General features: G+C 71.3%; 18 protein-coding genes. 11 read left to right on the top strand and 7 right to left on the bottom strand.

The window, feature by feature from the left end; all coding sequences use genetic code 11:
• Nucleotides 1–169 precede the first annotated feature (169 nt).
• Complete coding sequence (locus SD460_RS37225; protein WP_290058358.1) at nt 170–1,396, top strand: cytochrome P450; 1,227 nt, start codon at nt 170–172, stop codon at nt 1,394–1,396.
• Here SD460_RS37225 and SD460_RS37220 read toward each other — a convergent pair.
• Nucleotides 1,368–1,949, bottom strand: a complete 582-nt coding sequence (locus SD460_RS37220) for a dienelactone hydrolase family protein (protein WP_290058357.1) — start codon at nt 1,947–1,949, stop codon at nt 1,368–1,370. The genes SD460_RS37225 and SD460_RS37220 overlap by 29 nt on opposite strands.
• A gap of 35 nt (nt 1,950–1,984) precedes the next feature.
• On the opposite strand from SD460_RS37220, the gene SD460_RS37215 reads away from it, so the two are divergent.
• Both SD460_RS37215 and SD460_RS37210 read left to right on the top strand, forming a co-directional pair.
• Complete coding sequence (locus tag SD460_RS37215) at nt 1,985–2,776, top strand: transglutaminase-like domain-containing protein (protein WP_290058356.1); 792 nt, start codon at nt 1,985–1,987, stop codon at nt 2,774–2,776.
• A gap of 66 nt (nt 2,777–2,842) precedes the next feature.
• Complete coding sequence (locus SD460_RS37210; RefSeq protein ID WP_290058355.1) at nt 2,843–3,862, top strand: YhjD/YihY/BrkB family envelope integrity protein; 1,020 nt, start codon at nt 2,843–2,845, stop codon at nt 3,860–3,862.
• Between the two features lie 63 nt (nt 3,863–3,925).
• Here the strand turns inward: SD460_RS37210 and SD460_RS37205 are convergent, their stop codons facing one another.
• The 4 genes from SD460_RS37205 to SD460_RS37190 all read right to left on the bottom strand — a co-directional run bounded on the left by SD460_RS37205 (nt 3,926) and on the right by SD460_RS37190 (nt 7,957).
• Nucleotides 3,926–5,092: a thiolase family protein gene (locus SD460_RS37205; RefSeq protein WP_290058354.1), complete on the bottom strand. Its 1,167-nt coding sequence runs from the start codon at nt 5,090–5,092 to the stop codon at nt 3,926–3,928.
• A complete protein-coding gene (locus tag SD460_RS37200; protein ID WP_318307408.1) occupies nt 5,089–6,102 on the bottom strand; it encodes a thiolase family protein in 1,014 nt (337 codons plus the stop codon). The genes SD460_RS37205 and SD460_RS37200 overlap by 4 nt, the downstream gene beginning before the upstream one ends.
• 7 nt (nt 6,103–6,109) lie before the next feature.
• Nucleotides 6,110–7,093, bottom strand: coding sequence for a Zn-ribbon domain-containing OB-fold protein (locus SD460_RS37195; RefSeq protein WP_290058352.1), 984 nt, complete (start codon nt 7,091–7,093; stop codon nt 6,110–6,112).
• Between the two features lie 75 nt (nt 7,094–7,168).
• Nucleotides 7,169–7,957 (bottom strand): crotonase/enoyl-CoA hydratase family protein, encoded by a 789-nt coding sequence (locus SD460_RS37190; protein ID WP_290058351.1) that lies wholly within the window; start codon nt 7,955–7,957, stop codon nt 7,169–7,171.
• A 62-nt stretch (nt 7,958–8,019) separates the two neighbouring features.
• On the opposite strand from SD460_RS37190, the gene SD460_RS37185 reads away from it, so the two are divergent.
• Complete coding sequence (locus tag SD460_RS37185; protein ID WP_290058350.1) at nt 8,020–9,636, top strand: acyl-CoA synthetase; 1,617 nt, start codon at nt 8,020–8,022, stop codon at nt 9,634–9,636.
• A gap of 14 nt (nt 9,637–9,650) precedes the next feature.
• On the top strand, nt 9,651–10,751 hold the full coding sequence (locus tag SD460_RS37180; protein ID WP_318307407.1) for an NAD(P)H-dependent flavin oxidoreductase: 1,101 nt from the start codon (nt 9,651–9,653) through the stop codon (nt 10,749–10,751).
• Nucleotides 10,752–10,814: 63 nt separating this feature from the next.
• Here SD460_RS37180 and SD460_RS37175 read toward each other — a convergent pair whose 3' ends face one another.
• Together SD460_RS37175 and SD460_RS37170 are read right to left on the bottom strand one after the other, a co-directional pair.
• Nucleotides 10,815–11,615 (bottom strand): S1 family peptidase, encoded by an 801-nt coding sequence (locus tag SD460_RS37175; protein WP_290058348.1) that lies wholly within the window; start codon nt 11,613–11,615, stop codon nt 10,815–10,817.
• A 125-nt stretch (nt 11,616–11,740) separates the two neighbouring features.
• Nucleotides 11,741–12,958: an APC family permease gene (locus SD460_RS37170; protein ID WP_290058347.1), complete on the bottom strand. Its 1,218-nt coding sequence runs from the start codon at nt 12,956–12,958 to the stop codon at nt 11,741–11,743.
• An 80-nt stretch (nt 12,959–13,038) separates the two neighbouring features.
• On the opposite strand from SD460_RS37170, the gene SD460_RS37165 reads away from it, so the two are divergent.
• The 6 genes from SD460_RS37165 (at nt 13,039) to SD460_RS37140 (ending at nt 18,288) form a co-directional block, all read left to right on the top strand.
• Nucleotides 13,039–13,815, top strand: a complete 777-nt coding sequence (locus tag SD460_RS37165; RefSeq protein WP_290058346.1) for a GntR family transcriptional regulator — start codon at nt 13,039–13,041, stop codon at nt 13,813–13,815.
• 64 nt (nt 13,816–13,879) lie between these two features.
• Nucleotides 13,880–14,365: a hypothetical protein gene (locus SD460_RS37160; RefSeq protein ID WP_318307406.1), complete on the top strand. Its 486-nt coding sequence runs from the start codon at nt 13,880–13,882 to the stop codon at nt 14,363–14,365.
• Between the two features lie 714 nt (nt 14,366–15,079).
• Nucleotides 15,080–15,595 carry a hypothetical protein gene (locus SD460_RS37155; RefSeq protein ID WP_290062607.1) on the top strand — a complete coding sequence of 172 codons (516 nt, stop codon included), beginning with the start codon at nt 15,080–15,082 and terminating at the stop codon, nt 15,593–15,595.
• A gap of 23 nt (nt 15,596–15,618) precedes the next feature.
• Entirely contained in the window at nt 15,619–16,056 is a 438-nt protein-coding gene (locus SD460_RS37150; protein WP_290062606.1) for an SRPBCC family protein, read from the top strand.
• Nucleotides 16,057–16,123: 67 nt separating this feature from the next.
• Nucleotides 16,124–17,521: an MFS transporter gene (locus SD460_RS37145; protein ID WP_290062605.1), complete on the top strand. Its 1,398-nt coding sequence runs from the start codon at nt 16,124–16,126 to the stop codon at nt 17,519–17,521.
• Nucleotides 17,522–17,622: 101 nt separating this feature from the next.
• Nucleotides 17,623–18,288 (top strand): SCO2207 family protein, encoded by a 666-nt coding sequence (locus SD460_RS37140; RefSeq protein ID WP_290062604.1) that lies wholly within the window; start codon nt 17,623–17,625, stop codon nt 18,286–18,288.
• Nucleotides 18,289–18,297: the final 9 nt, after the last annotated feature.

The raw sequence follows: 18,297 nt of genomic DNA, 5'->3' as shown, positions 1-18,297 counted from the left end.
TGCAAGTCACCCCAGGCGTGGCGTCATCTTGATCTTCGCGAGGTGAGCGTGCGCTCACCTGCCGTCATCGGTCAAGTTAACAGGTTTCACTGAACGCTCTTCCGTTGGTTAACACCGTATGCTTCAATCCAACCTAGAACGTGTTCCAAGCCGAACCGTGGGAGGCAACGTGGCCGCTCCGCTCATCCCGGCAGGGTTCGACTTCACCGATCCCGATCTCCTGGCGCAACGACTACCGGTGGACGAGTTCGCCGAGCTGCGGCGGACGGCACCGGTGTGGTGGAACCCCCAGAAGCACAACACCGCGGGCTTCCGCGACGACGGCTACTGGGTCGTCTCGCGCCACGCGGACGTCAAGGAGGTCTCCCGAGACAGCACGCTGTACTCGTCGCGGGAAAAGACCGCCATCATCCGCTTCGACGAGAACATGACCGAGGACAACCTCGACGCCAACCGCCTGGTGCTGCTCAACATGGACGCGCCGCAGCACACCAAGCTGCGGCGGATCGTGTCGAAGGGCTTCACCCCGCGCTCGATCTCGAAGCTCGAGGACACCCTGCGCGACCGCGCGGAACGGATCGCCCACGAGGCCCGCAAGAAGGGGACCGGCGACTTCGTCACCGACGTCGCGTGCGAGCTGCCCCTGCAGGCCATCGCCGAGCTGATCGGCATCCCGCAGGAGGACCGGCTCAAGATCTTCGACTGGTCCAACCAGATGGTCGCCTACGACGACCCGGAGTACGAGGTCGCGCCGCTGGAGGCGTCCACGCAGCTCATCGGCTACGCGTGGAACATGGCCGAGGACCGCCGCAAGTGCCCGATGGACGACATCGTCACGAAGCTGATCCAGGCCGACGTCGACGGCGAAGCGCTCGGCTCGGACGAGTTCGGCTTCTTCGTCATCCTGCTCGCCGTGGCCGGCAACGAGACGACGCGCAACGCCATCACCCACGGCATGAAGGCGCTCCTGGACCACCCGGACCAGTGGGAGCTGTTCAAGGAGCAGCGGCCGAAGACGGCGCCGGACGAGATCGTCCGCTGGGCCACCCCGGTGGTCGCCTTCCAGCGCACCGCCACGCGCGACACCGAGCTCGGCGGCGCGCAGATCCGCCAGGGCGACCGCGTCGGCATGTTCTACAGCTCGGCCAACTTCGACCACGAGGTCTTCGACGACCCGGAGAAGTTCGACATCCTCCGCGAAGACAACCCGCACGTCGGCTTCGGCGGCACGGGTTCGCACTACTGCATCGGCGCGAACCTGGCCCGCCTGGAGATCGACCTGATCTTCAACGCGATCGCCGACGTGCTGCCGGGCATCACGGAGGCGGCGCCCCCGGTGCGGTTGCGGTCGAGCTGGCTCAACGGGATCAAGCACTACCCGGTGCGCTACGCCTGACGAAGTCGAGGCCGCGCTCCCAGGTGAGCGCGGCCGCGGCCGGGTCGAAGCCGGGGCCGTCCGCGTCGGTGTAGAAGTGGCTGACGCCCGGGTAGGTGAACACCCGGGCCTCGGCGCCGAGCCGCGTCGCGGCCGCGAGCCACGCCGCCACCTGCGCCGGCGGCGCGATCGGGTCCGGGTCGGCGACGTGCACTTCGGCGGGCAGGCCGGCGCGGGTTCCGGCGGGCAGCGCGCCCACCGCGTGCAGCAGCAGGACCCCGGCGGTGCCCGGCCGGTGCGGCAGCACGCTCTGGACCACGCCGGCCCCCATCGACACGCCCGCCAGCACGGTCTCCCCGGGGAGGTCGCGCACCGCGTCGCGGGCCCGGCGGGTGATCGTCTCCCAGCCGATGGCGGCCATCAGCGCGAAGCCGGCGTCCAGCGTCGAGGCGGTGCGGCCGGCGTAGAGGTCCGGGGTGGTGACGTGGTGCCCGGCCGCCCGCAGCCGCGCGGCGAAGCCGAGTTCGACGGGCCGCAGCCCCAGTACGGAGTGGAACACCACGACGTCGCTCACCCGGCCATCGTGCCAAACGGTGGCATCATGACCCGATGGCCCCGCGAGCGACCGTCGACGTCGAATTCTCCTTCCGCGTCACCGAACCCGGGCCCGCGGCGATCTCGGTCGCCGCGGCGCGGGCCGACACCGATGAGCTGACCGTGTCCTGGCACGGGGATGGTGAGCCCGTCGAGTTCGAGCACGGGACCCGGGCCGAGGTGTTCGAGCTGCCCGTCGGGGAGCACCGGGTCGCCTACCACGCCGAGCGCGTGCTGGGGGAGTCCGAACCCGAGCGCGTCACGCTCGCCGACGCCGCCGTGTTCACCCGGCCGAGCCGGTACTGCCCGTCCGACCGGATCGCCGGGCTGGTGCCGCCGGAGCTGTTCGCCTTGAAGAGCACCAAGAAGCAGGTCGACGCGATCGTCCGGTTCGTCCACGAGCGACTGTCCTATGTGGTCGGCTCGGGCCGGCCGACCGACGACGCGATCGACACCCTGCTGGCCGGCGCCGGCGTCTGCCGCGACTTCGCGCACGTCTGCATCTCGCTGTGCCGGGTCCTCGACATCCCCGCGCGCTACGTCGGCGTCTACGCGCCCGGACTTTCGCCGATGGACTTCCACGCCGTCTTCGAGGCGGGCATCGCCGGGCGCTGGTACGTCTTCGACGCCACCCACCTCGCGCCGCGCCAGACCATGCTCCGCATCTCCACCGGCCGCGACGCCGCGGACACGTCCTTCCTCGCCACCCTCGGCTGCGAACTGGACTTCCTGGGCAGCACGGTGTTCGCGACGACGGACGCGGCGCTGCCCGAGGACCGGTGGACCGACCTGGTCGCCCTCGGCTGAGCCACTCGGGTGGCGAATCCGCGTGTTGCCCGCGCGAGGAGGCCCCCGGCTGGGTAGACAGTGTCAGTGAACAGTTCGCCCAAGACCCCGAGTCCCTGGGCCCGGGCGCGCGCCCGGTACCGGTGGCTGGACCACATCGCCCGCGCGACCAACCGCTACATCGAGTGCGGCGGCTACCACTACGTCGCCTCGATCACCTACTTCAGCCTGCTGTCGCTCGTGCCGCTGCTGATGGTCGCCTCGTCGGTCGCCGGGTTCGTGCTGGCCAGCCAGCCGCACCTGCTCGACACGATGGTCCACGCGATCGTCTCGACGCTGCCCGGCGGGCTCGGCGACAAGGCCACCGACCTGCTCACCGGGTTCGTCGAGCAGCGGACGAGCGTCGGCGCCTTCGGCCTGGTGATCGGCCTCTACTCGGGCTGGAACTGGATGAACGCGCTGCGGGACTCGCTGACCGCGCTGTGGGGGCAGAACCGCTCCGACCAGCCGTTGCTGCGGCTCATCGTCGTCGACCTGCTCGCGCTGGCCGGCCTGAGCGCGGCGCTGCTGGTGTCCTTCACGCTCACCCTCTCCGGCACCGCGCTCGGCAGCTACCTGCTGCGGCTGGCGGGCCTGGACGACACGAGCTGGGGGCACCAGCTCGTGTCCGCGTCCTCGGTGCCGCTGTCGCTGGCCGCCGACTGGCTGGTGTTCCTGTGGGTGCTCACGCGGCTGCCGCGGCAGAAGGTGGGCGTGCGCAGCGCGGTGCGCGGCGCGATCGCGCTGGCCGTCGGGTTCGAGGCGCTCAAGCTGGCCGGCGGCTTCTACCTCCGGCTGATCGGCGACTCGCCGACCGGCATCGCGTTCGGCTCGGTGATCGGCCTCATCTTCTTCATCTCGCTGGTGGCGAGGCTGCTGGTGTACGTGACGGCGTGGACGGCGACCGGCTCCGACGCGCCGCCGAAGCCGGTCCAGCCGCCCGCGCCGGTGGTACTGAACCCGGTGGTCGTGGTGGACCCGCCGATCGCGGTGCCGGCCACGGTCGGCGTGCTCACCGGCGTCGCCGGCACCCTGCTCGCACTCCGCTGGCGCCGCTCCCGCCGCTGACCCCGCCACTTTCATAGGGAAAGTTCCACTTTGCGCGGCAAAGCGGAACTTTCCCTATGAAAGCTACGCCGTGGGCTTTTCGGAGCCGACCAGCCACATCGAGAAGTACTGGGAGCCGCCGCCGTAGGCGTGGCCGAGGGCGCGGCGGGCGCCGTCCACCTGGTAGTCGCCGGCGCGGCCCATGACCTGCTTCGCCGCTTCGGAGAACCGGAGCATGCCGGACGCGCCGATCGGGTTGGACGACAGCACCCCGCCGGACGGGTTGACCGGCAGCCGGCCGCCGATCGCCGTCTCGCCCTTCTCCGTCACCTTCCAGCCTTCGCCTTCGGGCGCGAACCCCAGGTTCTCCAGCCACATCGGCTCGAACCAGGAGAACGGCACGTAGATCTCGGCGACGTCCACTTCGGACATCGGGTCGGTGATGCCGGCCTCGGCCCACAGCGCGGCCGCCGCGTCCCGCCCGGCCTGGGGGTTCACCTGGTCGCGGCCGGCGAACGTGGTCGGCTCGGTGCGCATCGCCGTCGCGTGCAGCCACGCGGCCCCGCCTTCGACCGCGTCCCCGGCGGCCTCGTCGCCGAGCACCATCGCGCAGGCGCCGTCGGACGACGGGCACGTCTCGTCGTAGCGGATCGGGTCCCACAGCATCTGCGACGCCCGCACCGATTCGACGGTGATGTCCGGCTGCCGCAGGTGCGCGAACGGGTTCAACGCCCCGTTGCGCCGGTCCTTCGCCGCGACGATCGCGCCGACGTGCTCGGGCGCGCCCGAGCGCCGGATGTAGGAGCGCACGTGCGGCGCGAAGTAGCCGCCCGCGCCCGCGCCGACCGGCATCTGGAACGGCGGCAGGATCGACAGGCCCCACATCGCGTTCGACTCGGACTGCTTCTCGTACGCCACGGTCAGCACCCGGCGGTGCACGCCGGCCTGGATCAGCGAGGCCGCGACCAGCGCCGTCGATCCGCCCACCGACCCGGCGGTGTGCACGCGCAGCAGCGGTTTCCCGGTCGCCCCCAGCGAATCCGCCAGGAACAGCTCGGGCATCATCACGCCCTCGAACAGGTCCGGGGCCTTGCCGAGCACGACGGCGTCGATGTCGGCCCACTCCACCTGGGCGTCGGTCATCGCGCGGTCGATCGCCTCGCGCAGCAGGCCCGGCATCGAGACGTCCTGCCGCTTGGCGCGGTGGTGCGTCTGGCCGGTGCCGAGCACGGCGGTGAGCTGCTTGGTCATCGGGCCTCCAGCACGGTCACCAGGTTCTGTTGCAGGGCTGGTCCGCTCGTCGCGTGGGCCACGGCCTTGCGGGATTCGCCGCGGTGGATCCGGGCGGCGGCCTCGCCGATGCGGGCGAGCCCGGCGGAGAACATCGGGTTCGCGGCCAGCGCGCCCCCGGACGGGTTGACCTCGACGCCGTCGCCGAGCCCGAGCGCGGCCCGCAGGATCAGCTCCTGGTGCGTGAACGGCGCGTGCAGCTCGGCGAGGTCGGCGCCGTCGAGGTCGAGGGCCTTCGCCGCCGCTTCGGTGGACGGCGAGCGCGTCAGGTCGCGGGCGCCGAGCACGGGGGAGTCCACCCGGTGCTCGATGCCGCTGATCACGGCGGGGTGGTCGACGATGTCCCGCGCCCGTTCCACAGTGGACAGGATGACCACGGCCGCGCCGTCGGTGACCGGCGCGATGTCGTGCCGGCGCAACGGATCCGCGAGGTAGGGCGCGTCCAGGAGTTCGCCCACGTCCTTGCCGGTACCGCGGGCAGCCACCTCGGCGAGGTCCTTTTCGGACCACAGTCCGGCCTCCAGACCCAGCCGCGCCTGGATCCCGGCGATCGAGACCGAGTCCGGCCACAGCGGCGTGACGACGTAGGGGTCGAGCTGCAGGGCGAGCACCCGGCGCAACTGGCCGGCGCTGGACTTGCCGAAGCCGTAGACGAGCGCGGTCTCGACCTCGCCCATCCTGATCTTCAGCCAGGCTTCGTAGAGCGCCCAGGCGGCGTCCATTTCGACGTGGGACTCGTGGATCGGCGGGAACGCGCCGATCGCGTCGACCGCGGCGATGAACGAGAACGCGCGCCCGGCCAGGTAGTCCGACGAACCGGAGCACCAGAACCCGATGTCCTGTTTGGACAACCCGGTCTTCTCGAAGACCTCGGCGAAGATGGGGACGAGCATTTCGACGCCGTTGGTGGTCCCTGGCGTCTCCCGGACGTTGGGGGCCTTGGCGAAGCCCGCGATGGCGACGTCTGGCATCAGGACCTCACAGGTGGTGGGCGAAGGATTCGTAGGCCGCGTCCGGCTCGCCGGTCGGCTCGAAGTGGCTGATGTTCTCCAGCGACGTCCACCACTCGTCGCGGGGCTTCCAGGACGCCCGCACGCGCATCCCCATCTTGACGTCCTGCGCGTCGCAGCCCAGCACGAGGTGCAGGAACGCGATGTCCGCGCCGTCGAGCAGGATGTACGCGGCGACGTAGGGCGGCTTGAGCCGCTGGCCGAGGAACGGGACGTTGACGATGCAGAACGTCGTCACGATGCCGGTGTCGGGGAGCTCGACCTCTTCGGTGGTCGGCACGCCGTCGGTCGGGCAGGCGCCGCGCGGCGGGATGTAGACCTTTTCGCAGGCGGGGCAGCGCTGGCCGATCAGCTTGCCCTCGGCGAGCCCGCGCAGGTACCGGCTTTCCTCGGGCGACGCGGAGTGCATGTACTTCAGGTGCACCGGCGTGATGACGACGCTGACCGGCGCGCCCTCCTCGCGCTCGGCGACCGGGGGAGCGGCCTCGGTCGGCGCGGTGTCCGCGGCGTCCACCGGCAGGAAGTAGGCGATGTCCCGGATGTGCCCGACGGTGTCTTCGGCCCAGCGCACCCGCACCCGCTGTCCACTGTGGATGTTCTCCGGCGACCCGGCGTCCACGGCGTGCAGCAGGGCGGTGTCGGCCCCGTCCAACTTGACCAGCGCCCAGGCGAACGGCCGGCTCAGCGGCTGCCCGTCGAGCGGCTCGGGGCACCACGACCAGGAGACGACGGTGCCTTCCTCGCCGACCGGCACGAACTCGCCGAGCTGCTCGGCGGTCACGGGGTCGTACTCGACGGGCGGAACGTGCACGCGGCCGTCGCTGCCCCGGATGCCTTCGATGCGGCGCTCACGCAGCCCGTTGACGAACCGGCCGAGGACGGGCCCGGTGGAGCGCGTGTAGTCGAAACCGACGTTGAGGGGTGCCGCCAGTGGTGTCTCGGTCACGTCCATGAGTGAAACATGTTCTTGTTCTACCGACAAGGTTCCTCCACGCGGTGGTCTGAAATGGGTGGAACGCGTTCTCGGTCAGTGGCCGCGGAACTCGGGCTTGCGCTTCTCGCTGAACGCCCGCGGCCCCTCCTTGGCGTCCTCCGACGCGAAGACCTCGATGCCGTACTGCGAGTCGAGCTTGAAGGCCTCCTCCTCGTGGAGCCCCTCGGTGTCGCGGATCGTCCGCAGGATCGCGCGCACCGCGACCGGTCCGTTCGCGTTCACCAGCGACGCCAGCTCCAGGGCCTTCGAGAGCGCGGAGCCGTCCGGCACGACGTGGCCGATCAGCCCGATCGCCAGGGCTTCCGAAGCGGAAAGATGACGTCCGGTCAGCAGGATGTCCGCCGCGATCGTGTACGGGATCTGGCGCGGCAGGCGCACCGCCGAGCCGCCCATCGGGAACAGGCCCCAGCGGGCCTCCGACACCCCGAATCGGGCCGACTCGCCCGCCACCCGGATGTCCGTGCCCTGGAGGATCTCCGTGCCGCCCGCGATCGCCGGGCCCTCGACCGCCGCGATCAGCGGCTTGGTCAGGCGGCGGCCCTTCAGGAGGCCGGGGATCCGCGAAGGGTCGAACTTGCCCGACGCGAACGACTCCGAGGGGGAGTTCCGGGACATCGACTTCAGGTCCGCGCCCGCGCAGAACGCGCCGCCGGCGCCGGTCAGGACGCAGCTGCGGATCGAGTCGTCCGAATCGACCCGGTCCCAGGCCTCGGCCATGATCGACATCATCTCGCCGGTGATCGCGTTGCGCGCCTCGGGCCGGTTCATCGTGACGACGAGGGTCTGCCCCTCTTGCGACACCAGCGCGTGCGGTTCACCCACGGAAGACCTCCTGAAGGAGCAGTGCCATTGCCCAGAACGATAACATGTTCTACTTTGAGGGCGTGGCACTCAACATCGCGGATCTTCTGGAGCACGCCGTCGACGCCGTGCCGGAGCGCGTCGCGGTCGTGTGCGGCGACCGGCGAGTCACCTTCGCCGAACTGGAGGCGCGGGCCAACCGGCTCGCCCACCACCTCGCCGCGCACGGCGTGGGACGCGGGTCCCACATCGGGGTCTATTCCCGCAACTCGATCGAGGCCTTGGAGGCGATGATCGCGGCGTACAAGCTGCGCGCGATCGCCGTCAACGTCAACTACCGCTACGTGCACGGCGAGCTCGTCTACCTCTTCACCGACGCCGAGCTCGTCGCGCTCGTGCACGAGAGAAGCTACTCCGGCAAAGTTGCCGCCGTCCTGCCCGAGACGCCCAAACTGAAACACGTTGTCGTCATCGACGACGGCACGGACGGCGATTACGGGAGCTACGGCGGCGTCGATTACGAGGCCGCGCTCGCGGCACAAAGCCCGGAGCGCGACTTCGAGGAGCGGAGCAACGACGACCTCTACATCCTCTACACCGGCGGCACCACGGGCTACCCGAAGGGCGTGCTCTGGCGGCAGGAGGACGTCTGGCGCGCGCTCGGCGGCGGCATCAACTTCGTCACCGGCGAGTACATCCCCGACGAGTGGACGCTCGCCGAGCAGGGCAAGGCCGGGAGCCTGACCCGGCTGCCCGCCGCGCCGCTGATCCACGGCGCCGCGCAATGGGCCGCGTTCGGGGCGCTGTTCACCGGCAGCCCGGTCGTGTTCGTGCCGCGCTTCGACGCCCACGAGATCTGGAAAGCCGTGCAGGACAACAAGGTCCAGGTCCTCACGATCGTCGGTGACGCGATGGCCCGGCCGCTGATCGAGGCCTACCGCGAGGGCGATTACGACGCTTCTTCGCTCGTCGCCGTGTCGAGCCACGCCGCGCTGTTCTCGCAGTCGGTGAAGCAGGAGTTCGTCGAACTGGTCCCGAACGCCGTGATCACCGACGCCATCGGCTCGTCGGAAAGCGGCTTCACCGGGATCGGCATGGTCGGCAAGGACTCCGACCACAGCGCCGGCCCGCGCGTCAGCTTCGGCAAGGACGCGATCCTGGTCGACGACGACGGCAAGCTCGTCGAGCCGGCACCCGGCGCGGTCGGCCTGATCGCCCGCCGCGGGCACGTCCCGCTCGGCTACTACGGCGATCCCGAGAAGAGCAAGAAGATCTTCGTCGAGGTCGGCGGCGTCCGGTACGTCGTCCCGGGCGACTACGCCCGCTACGAAGAGGACGGCACGGTCACCCTGCTCGGCCGCGGCTCCCAGTGCGTCAACACCGGCGGCGAGAAGGTCTACCCCGAGGAGGTCGAGGGGGCGCTGAAGTCGCACCCCGACGTCTTCGACGCCCTGGTCATCGGCGTCCCGGACGACCGGCTCGGCCAGCGCGTCGCCGCCGTCGTCCAGCTGCGGGAGGGCGCGGCGCCGGACCTGACCTCCCTGGAGGAGCACGTCCGCGGCGAGATCGCCGGGTACAAGGTGCCGCGCACGATCTGGCTGGCCGCCGAGATCGGCCGCTCGCCCAGCGGCAAGCCGGACTACCCGTGGGCCCAGCGCTACGCCGCCGAGCACGAACCGGCGACGGCCCAGCCCGTCTGAGGAGGACACCAGAAGTGCGGACACCCCTGTGCGACCGGCTCGGCATCGACCTGCCGATCATCGGGTTCACCCCGTCGGAGCACGTCGCCGCGGCGCTCAGCCGCGCCGGCGGGCTCGGCGTGCTCGGCTGCGTCCGGTTCAACGACGCCGCCGAGCTCGACCGGGTGCTGACCTGGATGGACGAGAACACCGGCGGGAAGCCCTACGGCGTCGACATCGTGATGCCGGCGAAGGTGCCCGCCGAAGGCACCCAGGTCGACCTGGCCAAGATGATCCCGGACGGCCACCGCCAGTTCGTCGACCGCGTTCTGAAGGAGCTCTCGGTGCCGCCGCTGCCGGACGACACCGACGAGCGCGCGGGCGTGCTCGGCTGGCTGCACTCGGTCGCCCGCTCGCACGTCGAGGTCGCGCTCAACCACCCGATCAAGCTGATCGCGAACGCGCTCGGCTCGCCGCCGGCCGACGTGATCGGCCAGTGCCACGACCGCGGGGTGCCGGTGGCGGCGCTGGCCGGCAAGGCCGAGCACGCGGTCCGGCACGTCGAGAACGGCGTCGACTTCGTGGTGGCCCAGGGCTACGAAGCCGGCGGGCACACCGGGGAAATCGCGTCCATGGTGCTGGTACCGGAAATCGTCGACGCCGTCGACGTGCCGGTGCTCGCGGCCGGCGGGATCGGGTCCGGCCGCCAGATGGCCGCGGCGCTCGCGCTCGGCGCGTCCGGTGTCTGGATGGGCTCGATGTGGCTGGCCACGCAGGAGTACCTGCAGACGATGGGCGAGTCGGCGGCGATGCAGCAGGCGCTGGTCGCGGCGTCCTCGGCGGACACCGTGCGGACGCGGATCTACACCGGCAAACCCGCGCGGCTGCTCAAGACCCGCTGGACCGAGGCGTGGGCCGCGGCGGACGCGCCCGAGCCGTTGCCGATGCCGCTGCAGAACCTGCTGGTTTCCCACGCCCACAACCGGATCCACGCGGCGGGCGACCCGAGCGTGGTGTCGATGCCGGTCGGGCAGATCGTCGGCCGGATGAACGCGGTCCGCCCGGTCGCCGACGTCGTCGCGGACCTGGTTTCGGGCTACGAAGAAGCACTGTCCCGGTTGGACAAGACCCGCTGAAAAGCCGTGAAGGCCTCCTTGCCGGCTCTTAGGGCCGGTAAGGAGGCCTTCACGGCTTTCGGGCTAGAGCGAAGCGGCGGCCGCGGCGATCTTCGACGCGAACGTGCTCACCTCGGTGTAGACGCCGGGGGCGTGCGGCCGGGCGCAGCCGTCACCCCAGGAGACGATGCCGACCTGGATCCAGGCGTTGCTGCTGTCCCGGCGGAACATCGGGCCGCCCGAGTCGCCCTGGCAGGTGTCGACCCCGCCGGCGCTCAGGTTGCCCGCGCAGATCTCCGCGCTCGGGATCAGGTCGGGGTAGCTGCCGCCCTGGGCCTGGCAGGTGCTGTCGGAGACGAACGGGACGGTCGCCTTGAGCAGGTACCGCTGCTGCGCGCCACCCTCGGTCGCCGCGCCCCAGCCGGCCACGGTGAACGTGCCGGTGTTGTACGTCGACGTCGTCGCGATCGGCAGCGTCGAGAGGCCGGTGACCGGGCTCGCGAGCTTGATCAGCGCCCAGTCGCCGCCGGTCGAAGTGCCGTACGTCGGCGACTGGTAGACGTAGGTGGACTTGATCTTCTTGGCGCTGGTGCTCTGCAGGTCGACGACGCCGACGGTCGCCGTGATCGAGGTGTTGGCCCCGGTCCGGCTGACGCAGTGGGCGGCGGTCAGCACGATCTGGTTGGTGTAGAGCGCCCCGCCGCAGCCCATGGAAAGCCGGACCATGAACGGGAACTCGCCCTGGGCGGCCCGGGTGCCGCCGACGACGTCGGTGGACGGCGGCTGGGCCGCGATCGCCGGGGTCGCGAACGACGCGGCCGCGGCCACGGCGGCCACCGCGGTGGTGACGTTTCTGAGCAGGGTGAACCAGCGCTTGCGAGCCAAGGGGATCAGTCCTTCCAGTGTCCACTGTGGAAGCTGTTGCCGTGAGCGGCTCCATGACTACACCAGGTGGTCGCAGACCGGGACAACCAACTTTCTTCGGATCTTTCGGGCGGTTGGGTGATTTCTCACCGCCGGATCCGGCGAACGCCGTAGGCCGTTGCGCCCAGTACCAGCACACCGCAGCCGGCCAGCACGGACGCCGGCGGCAGGCTGAACGCCAGCACCACGCAGCCGGCCAGGCCGACGACGGCGACCACACGGGCCACTCCGCCCAGCGTGATCGCGGCGGCGTTGGCGATCGCGTAGTACAGCAAGACCGCGAAGGACGAAAAGCCGATCGCGGCCCGCAGGTCGATCGACGCGGCGAGCACGGCGACGACCAGCCCGACGGCGAGTTCGGCCCGCTGCGGCACCTGGTGGCGGGGGTGCACGGCGGCGAGGAACCGGGGGAGGTGCCCGTCGCGGCTCATCGCGAGCGTCGTGCGCGAGACGCCGAGGATGAGCGCGAGCAGCGAGCCGAGCGCGGCCACGGCGGCGCCGATCCGCACGACCGGGGCGAGCCACCCGGGAACGGCCGCGGCGATCGGGTCCGGGCTCGCGGCGAGCGCGGCCGGGCCGAGCCGGACGAGCAGCAGCACCGCCAGCGCGGCGTAGACGACGAGGGTGATGCCGAGGGCGAGCGGGATGGCGCGGGGGATGGTCCGGGCCGGGTCGCGGACTTCCTCGCCGAGCGTCGCGAGCCGCGCGTACCCGGCGAACGCGAAGAAGAGCAGCCCGGCCGCTTCGAGCACCCCGCCGCCCCCGGGCCACGCGAAGAGCGGCCCGCCCGCGGACGGCCCGGCGGCCATCGCCACGCCCGCGGCGGTGAGCACGAGCAGCGTGCCGGACACGATCACCCGGGTCGCCAGCGCCGAGCGGTGCACGCCGAACAAGTTGACGGCGGTGAGCGCGGCGACCACCGCGACGGCGAGCAGGCTCCGCCACGGCTGTCCGAGCCCCGGCGCGGCGTACGCGACGACGGTCAACGTCATCGCGGCGCAACTGGCCGTTTTCCCGCTGATGAATCCCCAGCCGGCGAGGTACCCCCAGAATTCACCGAGCCTTTCCCGCCCGTAAACGTAGGTCCCGCCGGATTCGGGGTGAATCGCGGCGAGCCGCGCCGAAGACATCGCATTGCAGTAGGCGACGACGGCCGCGACGACGAGCGCGAGCAGCAGCCCGCTCCCCGCGGCCCGCGCCGCCGGGGCGAACGCGGCGAACACGCCGGCGCCGATCATCGAGCCGAGGCCCAGGAAAACGGCGTCGGCCAGGCCGAGGCGGCGGGCCAGCTGGGTCGGACGCATCCGGGTGATCCTCCTGGTTCGGGCCGTGTTGCGCGCCACAGCGAACCACGGTGCGGGGCGAACCGAATAGGGTCGATTCCGTGCCCGCCCCTTCACGCCATTACCGCCTGTCCGCCGACGGTCCCGTGCTCGACGGGATTCCCGAACACGGCCGCGTCCCGCGTTACTACGCGGTCAAGGTCGAACTGCTGGCGGTGATCGCGGAACTCGGCGAAGGCGCGGTACTGCCCACGGAACGGGAATTGTGCGAACGGTTCGAAGTGTCGAGGGCGACCGTACGGCAGGCGGTGAGCGAACTGGTGCTGGAGGGCAAGCTCAGCCGCCGCCAGGGGAGCGGCACGTACGTCGCCGGCCCGAAACTCGTCCAGCCGCTGGCCCTGGTCAGCTACACCGAGGGCCTGCGCCGCCAGGGCATCCGCCCGGGCCGCACCGTGATCACGCTGGAACGGCGGCTCGCGGGCAGCGCGCTGGCCGCCGACCTCCACGTCACGTCGGACGCCGAGGTCTTCCACCTCGAGCGGGTGCTGCTGGCCGACGAGGAGCGCGTCGGCCTGGAGTCGACATATCTCCTCGTCGAGCGGTTCCCGGACCTGCTGGACGTGTTCGACCCGTCCCAGTCGCTGTACGCGTGCTTGAGCGAGCGGCTCGGCGTGGTGTTCGACGGGGCCGAGGAGCGGGTCGAGACGGTGCTGGCGACCCCGCGCGAAGCCCTGCTGATCGGGACCAACCCGGCCCTGCCGATGCTGCTGACGCACCGCGTTTCGTGGGGCTCGGACGGGGTCCCGTTCGAGCGGGTGCGGTCGCTGTACCGGGGTGACCGGCTGAGCTTCACGACCCGCCTGGGCCGCACGGACTGAGTGCCGCGTTCCACCCCAGGGCCGGTTGGTGCAACCGTTTCGGCGGCCGTTCCGTCCGGGAGGTATGCGCACACTGCTGGGTACGGTCCTGCTGCTGCTCACGCTGACGGCGTGCGGGGCTCGTTCGGACACCGGGGCGGCGCCGGGCAGCACCGGCCCGGAGACGCCGACGACCACGTCGTCGTCCTCGGTGCCGCCGGTCGCCCCGCCGCCGTCCCACACGGTCGGCCGCCCCACGCAGGGCATCGCCCCGGGCGACGACGTGATCGCCGAATCCCAGGTCGACGCGCGTTCCCTGCCCGAGGGTTACCCGCGCAGCCTCACCCGCAGCCTCGACGGCAAGACGCTGATCCTGCAGGCCGAGGAGGGCGGCTGCCGCCGCGTCTCGGCGCGGGTGGGGGAGCAGACGCCGCAGCAGGTGGTGGTGCTGATCGCGGTCAGCGCGGGGAAGAAGGGGCAGATGTGCCCGGACTACATCCGGGAGATCACGGTCCCGCTGGCCCTGACCGAGCCCCTGGGCACCCGCACGGTGGTCCTCCGCCAGGGCTGACCCCGCCCGAAACGCTGGGAGGGTGGTCCTCGGGAAGCCCGGGGTCACCCTCCCAGACCACGCCCGGGTATCGCTGCGCCGCACTTTCACGTGAAAGTGCGGCTTTCATCGGGGCCAGGCCACGCCCGGGTACCGCTGGGCGGCACTTCCACGTGAAAGTGCGGCTCCGGCTCCGGCTCCGGCCAGGCCCGCCTGCCGGCCGCGCCGGTCCGGCTCGGATCGCGCTGCGACCCGAGGCACAGCCCCGGCTGCGCCCGCCGCGGCCGCGCCTGTGCCGGGTGTGACGGGTCGGCTCCGGTTGTGCCGGGCGTGCCAGGTTGGCGCCAGCTGCGCCGGGCGGGCCAGGTTGGCGCCGGGCGTGCCGGGTGGGCTCCGGCTGCGGCGGGTGTGCCGGGTCGGCTGCGGCAGACGTGCCGGGTTGGCCCCCGGCTGTGCCGGGCGTGCCAGGTGGGCCGCGCCTGGCCGGGCCGAAGCCGATCCCGCCTTCGCCCTGGCACAGGGCCCGGCCGTGCAGGGCTCGCCGGCTCCGTCCCGGCCACGTCCGGCTCCTGTCCGAGCGCCCCAATGTGGCGTTCGGTGCGTCCAGCGCACCCAATGTGGCGTTCGGTGCGTTGGACGCAACCAACGCCACATTGGGGCGCTCGCCGTGGGCCGGACCGGACCGGATCGATCTTCGATGCAACCCCGCGCCTCGCCCGTTCCGTCTTCGGGGGCATGAGGTACTTAGCGAAGGTGGTCGGGACAGGCGCGTTCCTGCTGATGGCAACGGCCTGCGCCGGCCAGGACATGCCCACCAGCCAGCCCGCTGCCGGGGGTGACTCCGCCGCGCCGACCGGGAGCGTTTCGACGTCGCCGAGTGAGTCGGTGCTGCCGGCCTCGCCCTCGGCGAACCCGCCGGGGAAGCCGCGGCTCACCGTGCCCGAAGGGAGTACGCCGGTGCCGCCGGCCAAGATCGATGCGAGTGCGTTGCCCAGTGGGTTCCCGCACGAGGTGTGGACCGCCAACGGCGGGACCGTGCTCAACATCCGCGCCCAGGAGGGCGGCTGCGGGCACGCCCTCGGCGAGGCGACCGAGCAGGGCGGCGACCACGTCGTCGTCAACCTGAGCGAGACCAAGGCCCAGACCGGGCAGATGTGCACCATGGACATCCGGTACCCGGTGATCTCGGTCGCGCTGGCCGCGCCGCTCGACCAGCGCACGGTGGTGCTCAAGACCACGCCGCCGAAGTGATCACGCTGGCTTAGGCTCGGGTGATGGGAAGCCGCCAGGTCTCACGCACCGCGATCGTCGCCACGACCCCGGAGAAGATCTTCGGGTTGCTGGCCGATCCGGCCCAGCACCCGCTCATCGACGGATCCGGCACGGTCCGGGCCGCCCAGCCGGGCGGTCCGGACCGGCTGTCACTCGGCGCCACGTTCGGCATGGACATGAAGCTGGGCCCGTCCTACAAGATCCTCAACACCGTGGTCGAGTTCGAAGAGGACCGCCTGATCGCCTGGCGCCACTTCAACGGCCACCGCTGGCGCTGGCGCCTGGAACCCCTCGACGGCGGCCGCACCGAAGTCACCGAGACGTTCGACTGGTCGACGGCGAAGTTCCCGCTGGCCATCACGCTCAGCCCGTTCCCCCGCAAGAACGCCGAGGGCATCGAGAAGAGCCTCGCCCGGCTCACGGAGCTCTTCCCGGCCTGACGAGGGCCGCACCCAATTAGTTGTACAGTGCTTAATATTGTCCGTGCAACTACTTTGCGAGGGTGCGGTGCCCCAGCCCGTCCGGCCTCGGGTCGTCCTGGCCGTCTGCTGCATGAGCCTGTTCATCGTCGGGCTCGACAACACGATCGTGAACCTCGCCCTGCCCTCGATCCGCCACGAGCTGGGCGCGTCCGTCTCGAGTCTGCAGTGGACGATCGACGCCTACACGCTCGTCCTGGCGAGCCTGCTCATGCTCTCCGGCTCGACCGCCGACCGGATCGGGCGGCGCCGGACGTTCCAGACCGGGCTCGCGCTGTTCAGCCTCGGCTCGCTGCTGTGCGGCCTCGCCCCCAACGTCGGGACGCTGATCGCCTTCCGCGCGCTGCAGGCCATCGGCGGGTCGATGCTGAACCCGGTCGCGCTGTCCATCGTCACCAACGTCTTCACCGACCCCCGCGAGCGCGCCCGCGCGATCGGCGTGTGGGCCGGGGTGGTCGGGCTGAGCATGGCGGTCGGGCCGGTCGTCGGCGGCGCGCTCGTCGGCTGGGCGGGCTGGCGCTCGATCTTCTGGATCAACGTCCCGGTCGGCATCGCCGCGATCGTCCTGACGGCCCTGTTCGTCCCCGAATCCCGTTCGCCGCACCCGCGCCGCCTCGACCCCGTCGGGCAGCTGCTGGTGATCGTCCTGTTGGCCTCGCTCACCTACGCGATCATCGAAGGGCGTGGCGCCGGCTGGACGTCGCCGGAGATCGTCGGCTGCTTCGTCCTGGCCGCCCTCGCGCTGGCCGTCCTGCTGCCCTATGAGCGGCGGCGCACGGATCCGTTGCTGGAACTGAGGTTCTTCCGCAGCGTGCCGTTCTCCGGCGCGACGCTCACCGCCGTCACCGGCTTCGCGGCGCTGTCCGGCTTCCTGTTCCTCAACACCCTGTACCTCCAGGACACCCGCGGGTTTTCCGCGCTGCACGCGGGATTGCTGACGCTGCCGATGGCGGCGGTGACGGCGGTGTGCGCGCCGCTGTCCGGCCGGGTGGTCGCCGCCCGCGGGCCGCGGCTGCCGCTGCTGGTCGCCGGCGCCGGGATCGCCGTGTCCGGCGTCGTGCTCGCCGGCATCGGCCCGGCGACGCCGATTCCGGTGCTGCTCCTGGGTTACGTGTGCTTCGGTGCCGGGTTCGGGATGCTCAACGCGCCGATCACCAACGCCGCAGTGTCCGGAATGCCTCGTGAACGCGCGGGTCTCGCGGCGGCGGTGGCGTCGACGAGCCGCCAGGTCGGGGCCTCCCTGGGCGTGGCGGTGATCGGCGCGGTCGTCGCGGCCGCTTCGCCCGCGGCGGACCGCACGGCGTGGGTGATCATCGCCGTCTGCGGGGCCATCGTGTTCGCGCTGGGCCTGATCACCACCGGACGCTGGGCGCTGGCCACGGCGGCGCGCGTCAATGGTTCGGACCACGCCGTGCCGGTCGGCTGAGCTCCGCCGTCGAAGCTGTCGAAAATTTCGCGGAAGCGGTGAACCGCCTTCGTGGTCGAGCCGTGTCCCAGGGTGAGGTGGTGATCAGAGAGGAGGGGCGCATGCCCCGGTTGAGTAGTGGTCGGCACCGCAAGCAGGCGACCATCGGGCTGGCCGCGTTGCTGGGTGTTTCCGGCATCACCGCGACCGCGATCGCGCTGAGCAGCCCGGCGAGCAACGCGGCCGAAGCTCCCAAGGAGAACTGCGCAGGACTCGACACCGCACTGCAGAACAACCTGAACTTCATCGCGGGCCAGCAGGCGAACCCGGACGCGCAGTCGTCCGCGCGCATCGCCAACCGCCAGGCGGTGGTCGACCTGATCCAGCAGCGGCGGGGAGTCGCGGGCTGCACGGCGAACGTCGCGGCGAACAACGGTCAAGCCGCGCAGGCCCCGGCCCAGGCGCCGGCCGCGCAGGCCCCGGCCCAGCAAGCTCCGGCCCAGCAGCAGAACCAGTCCGGAGTGGACACCGGCGCCGTCGGCGACGTCGTGTGCGCGGGGTCGACCGTGACGCTCTCGGGTGAAGGCGGCGCCCCGGCCGCGTCGAGCAACCAGTTCCCGGCGGGGACGAAGCTGAAGGTGACGAACCTGGACAACTCGAAGTCCACGACGGTGGCGGTGACGTCGGTGTCGGGCAGCTGCACGCTGCTCAACAACGCGGCCTTCGAACAGGTTCGGGAGCCCGGAAAGTTCCTCATCCGGCGGGCGCGGATCGAGCGCGTCGGCTGAGGGAGCAGG

Source organism: Amycolatopsis solani (assembly GCF_033441515.1).
Classification (GTDB): Bacteria; Actinomycetota; Actinomycetes; order Mycobacteriales; family Pseudonocardiaceae; genus Amycolatopsis; species Amycolatopsis solani.
This window is presented reverse-complemented; position numbering and strand designations above follow the sequence as displayed.

What these genes read in the sequence shown, in the direction of transcription:
- SD460_RS37205 (WP_290058354.1), bottom strand. Translation starts at nt 5,092, where the DNA reads ATGACCAAGCAGCTCACCGCCGTGCTCGGCACCGGCCAGACGCACCAC.
- SD460_RS37150 (WP_290062606.1), top strand. Translation starts at nt 15,619, where the DNA reads ATGGGAAGCCGCCAGGTCTCACGCACCGCGATCGTCGCCACGACCCCG.
- SD460_RS37170 (WP_290058347.1), bottom strand. Translation starts at nt 12,958, where the DNA reads ATGCGTCCGACCCAGCTGGCCCGCCGCCTCGGCCTGGCCGACGCCGTT.
- SD460_RS37200 (WP_318307408.1), bottom strand. Translation starts at nt 6,102, where the DNA reads ATGCCAGACGTCGCCATCGCGGGCTTCGCCAAGGCCCCCAACGTCCGG.
- SD460_RS37215 (WP_290058356.1), top strand. Translation starts at nt 1,985, where the DNA reads ATGGCCCCGCGAGCGACCGTCGACGTCGAATTCTCCTTCCGCGTCACC.
- SD460_RS37140 (WP_290062604.1), top strand. Translation starts at nt 17,623, where the DNA reads ATGCCCCGGTTGAGTAGTGGTCGGCACCGCAAGCAGGCGACCATCGGG.
- SD460_RS37160 (WP_318307406.1), top strand. Translation starts at nt 13,880, where the DNA reads ATGCGCACACTGCTGGGTACGGTCCTGCTGCTGCTCACGCTGACGGCG.
- SD460_RS37195 (WP_290058352.1), bottom strand. Translation starts at nt 7,093, where the DNA reads ATGGACGTGACCGAGACACCACTGGCGGCACCCCTCAACGTCGGTTTC.
- SD460_RS37155 (WP_290062607.1), top strand. Translation starts at nt 15,080, where the DNA reads ATGAGGTACTTAGCGAAGGTGGTCGGGACAGGCGCGTTCCTGCTGATG.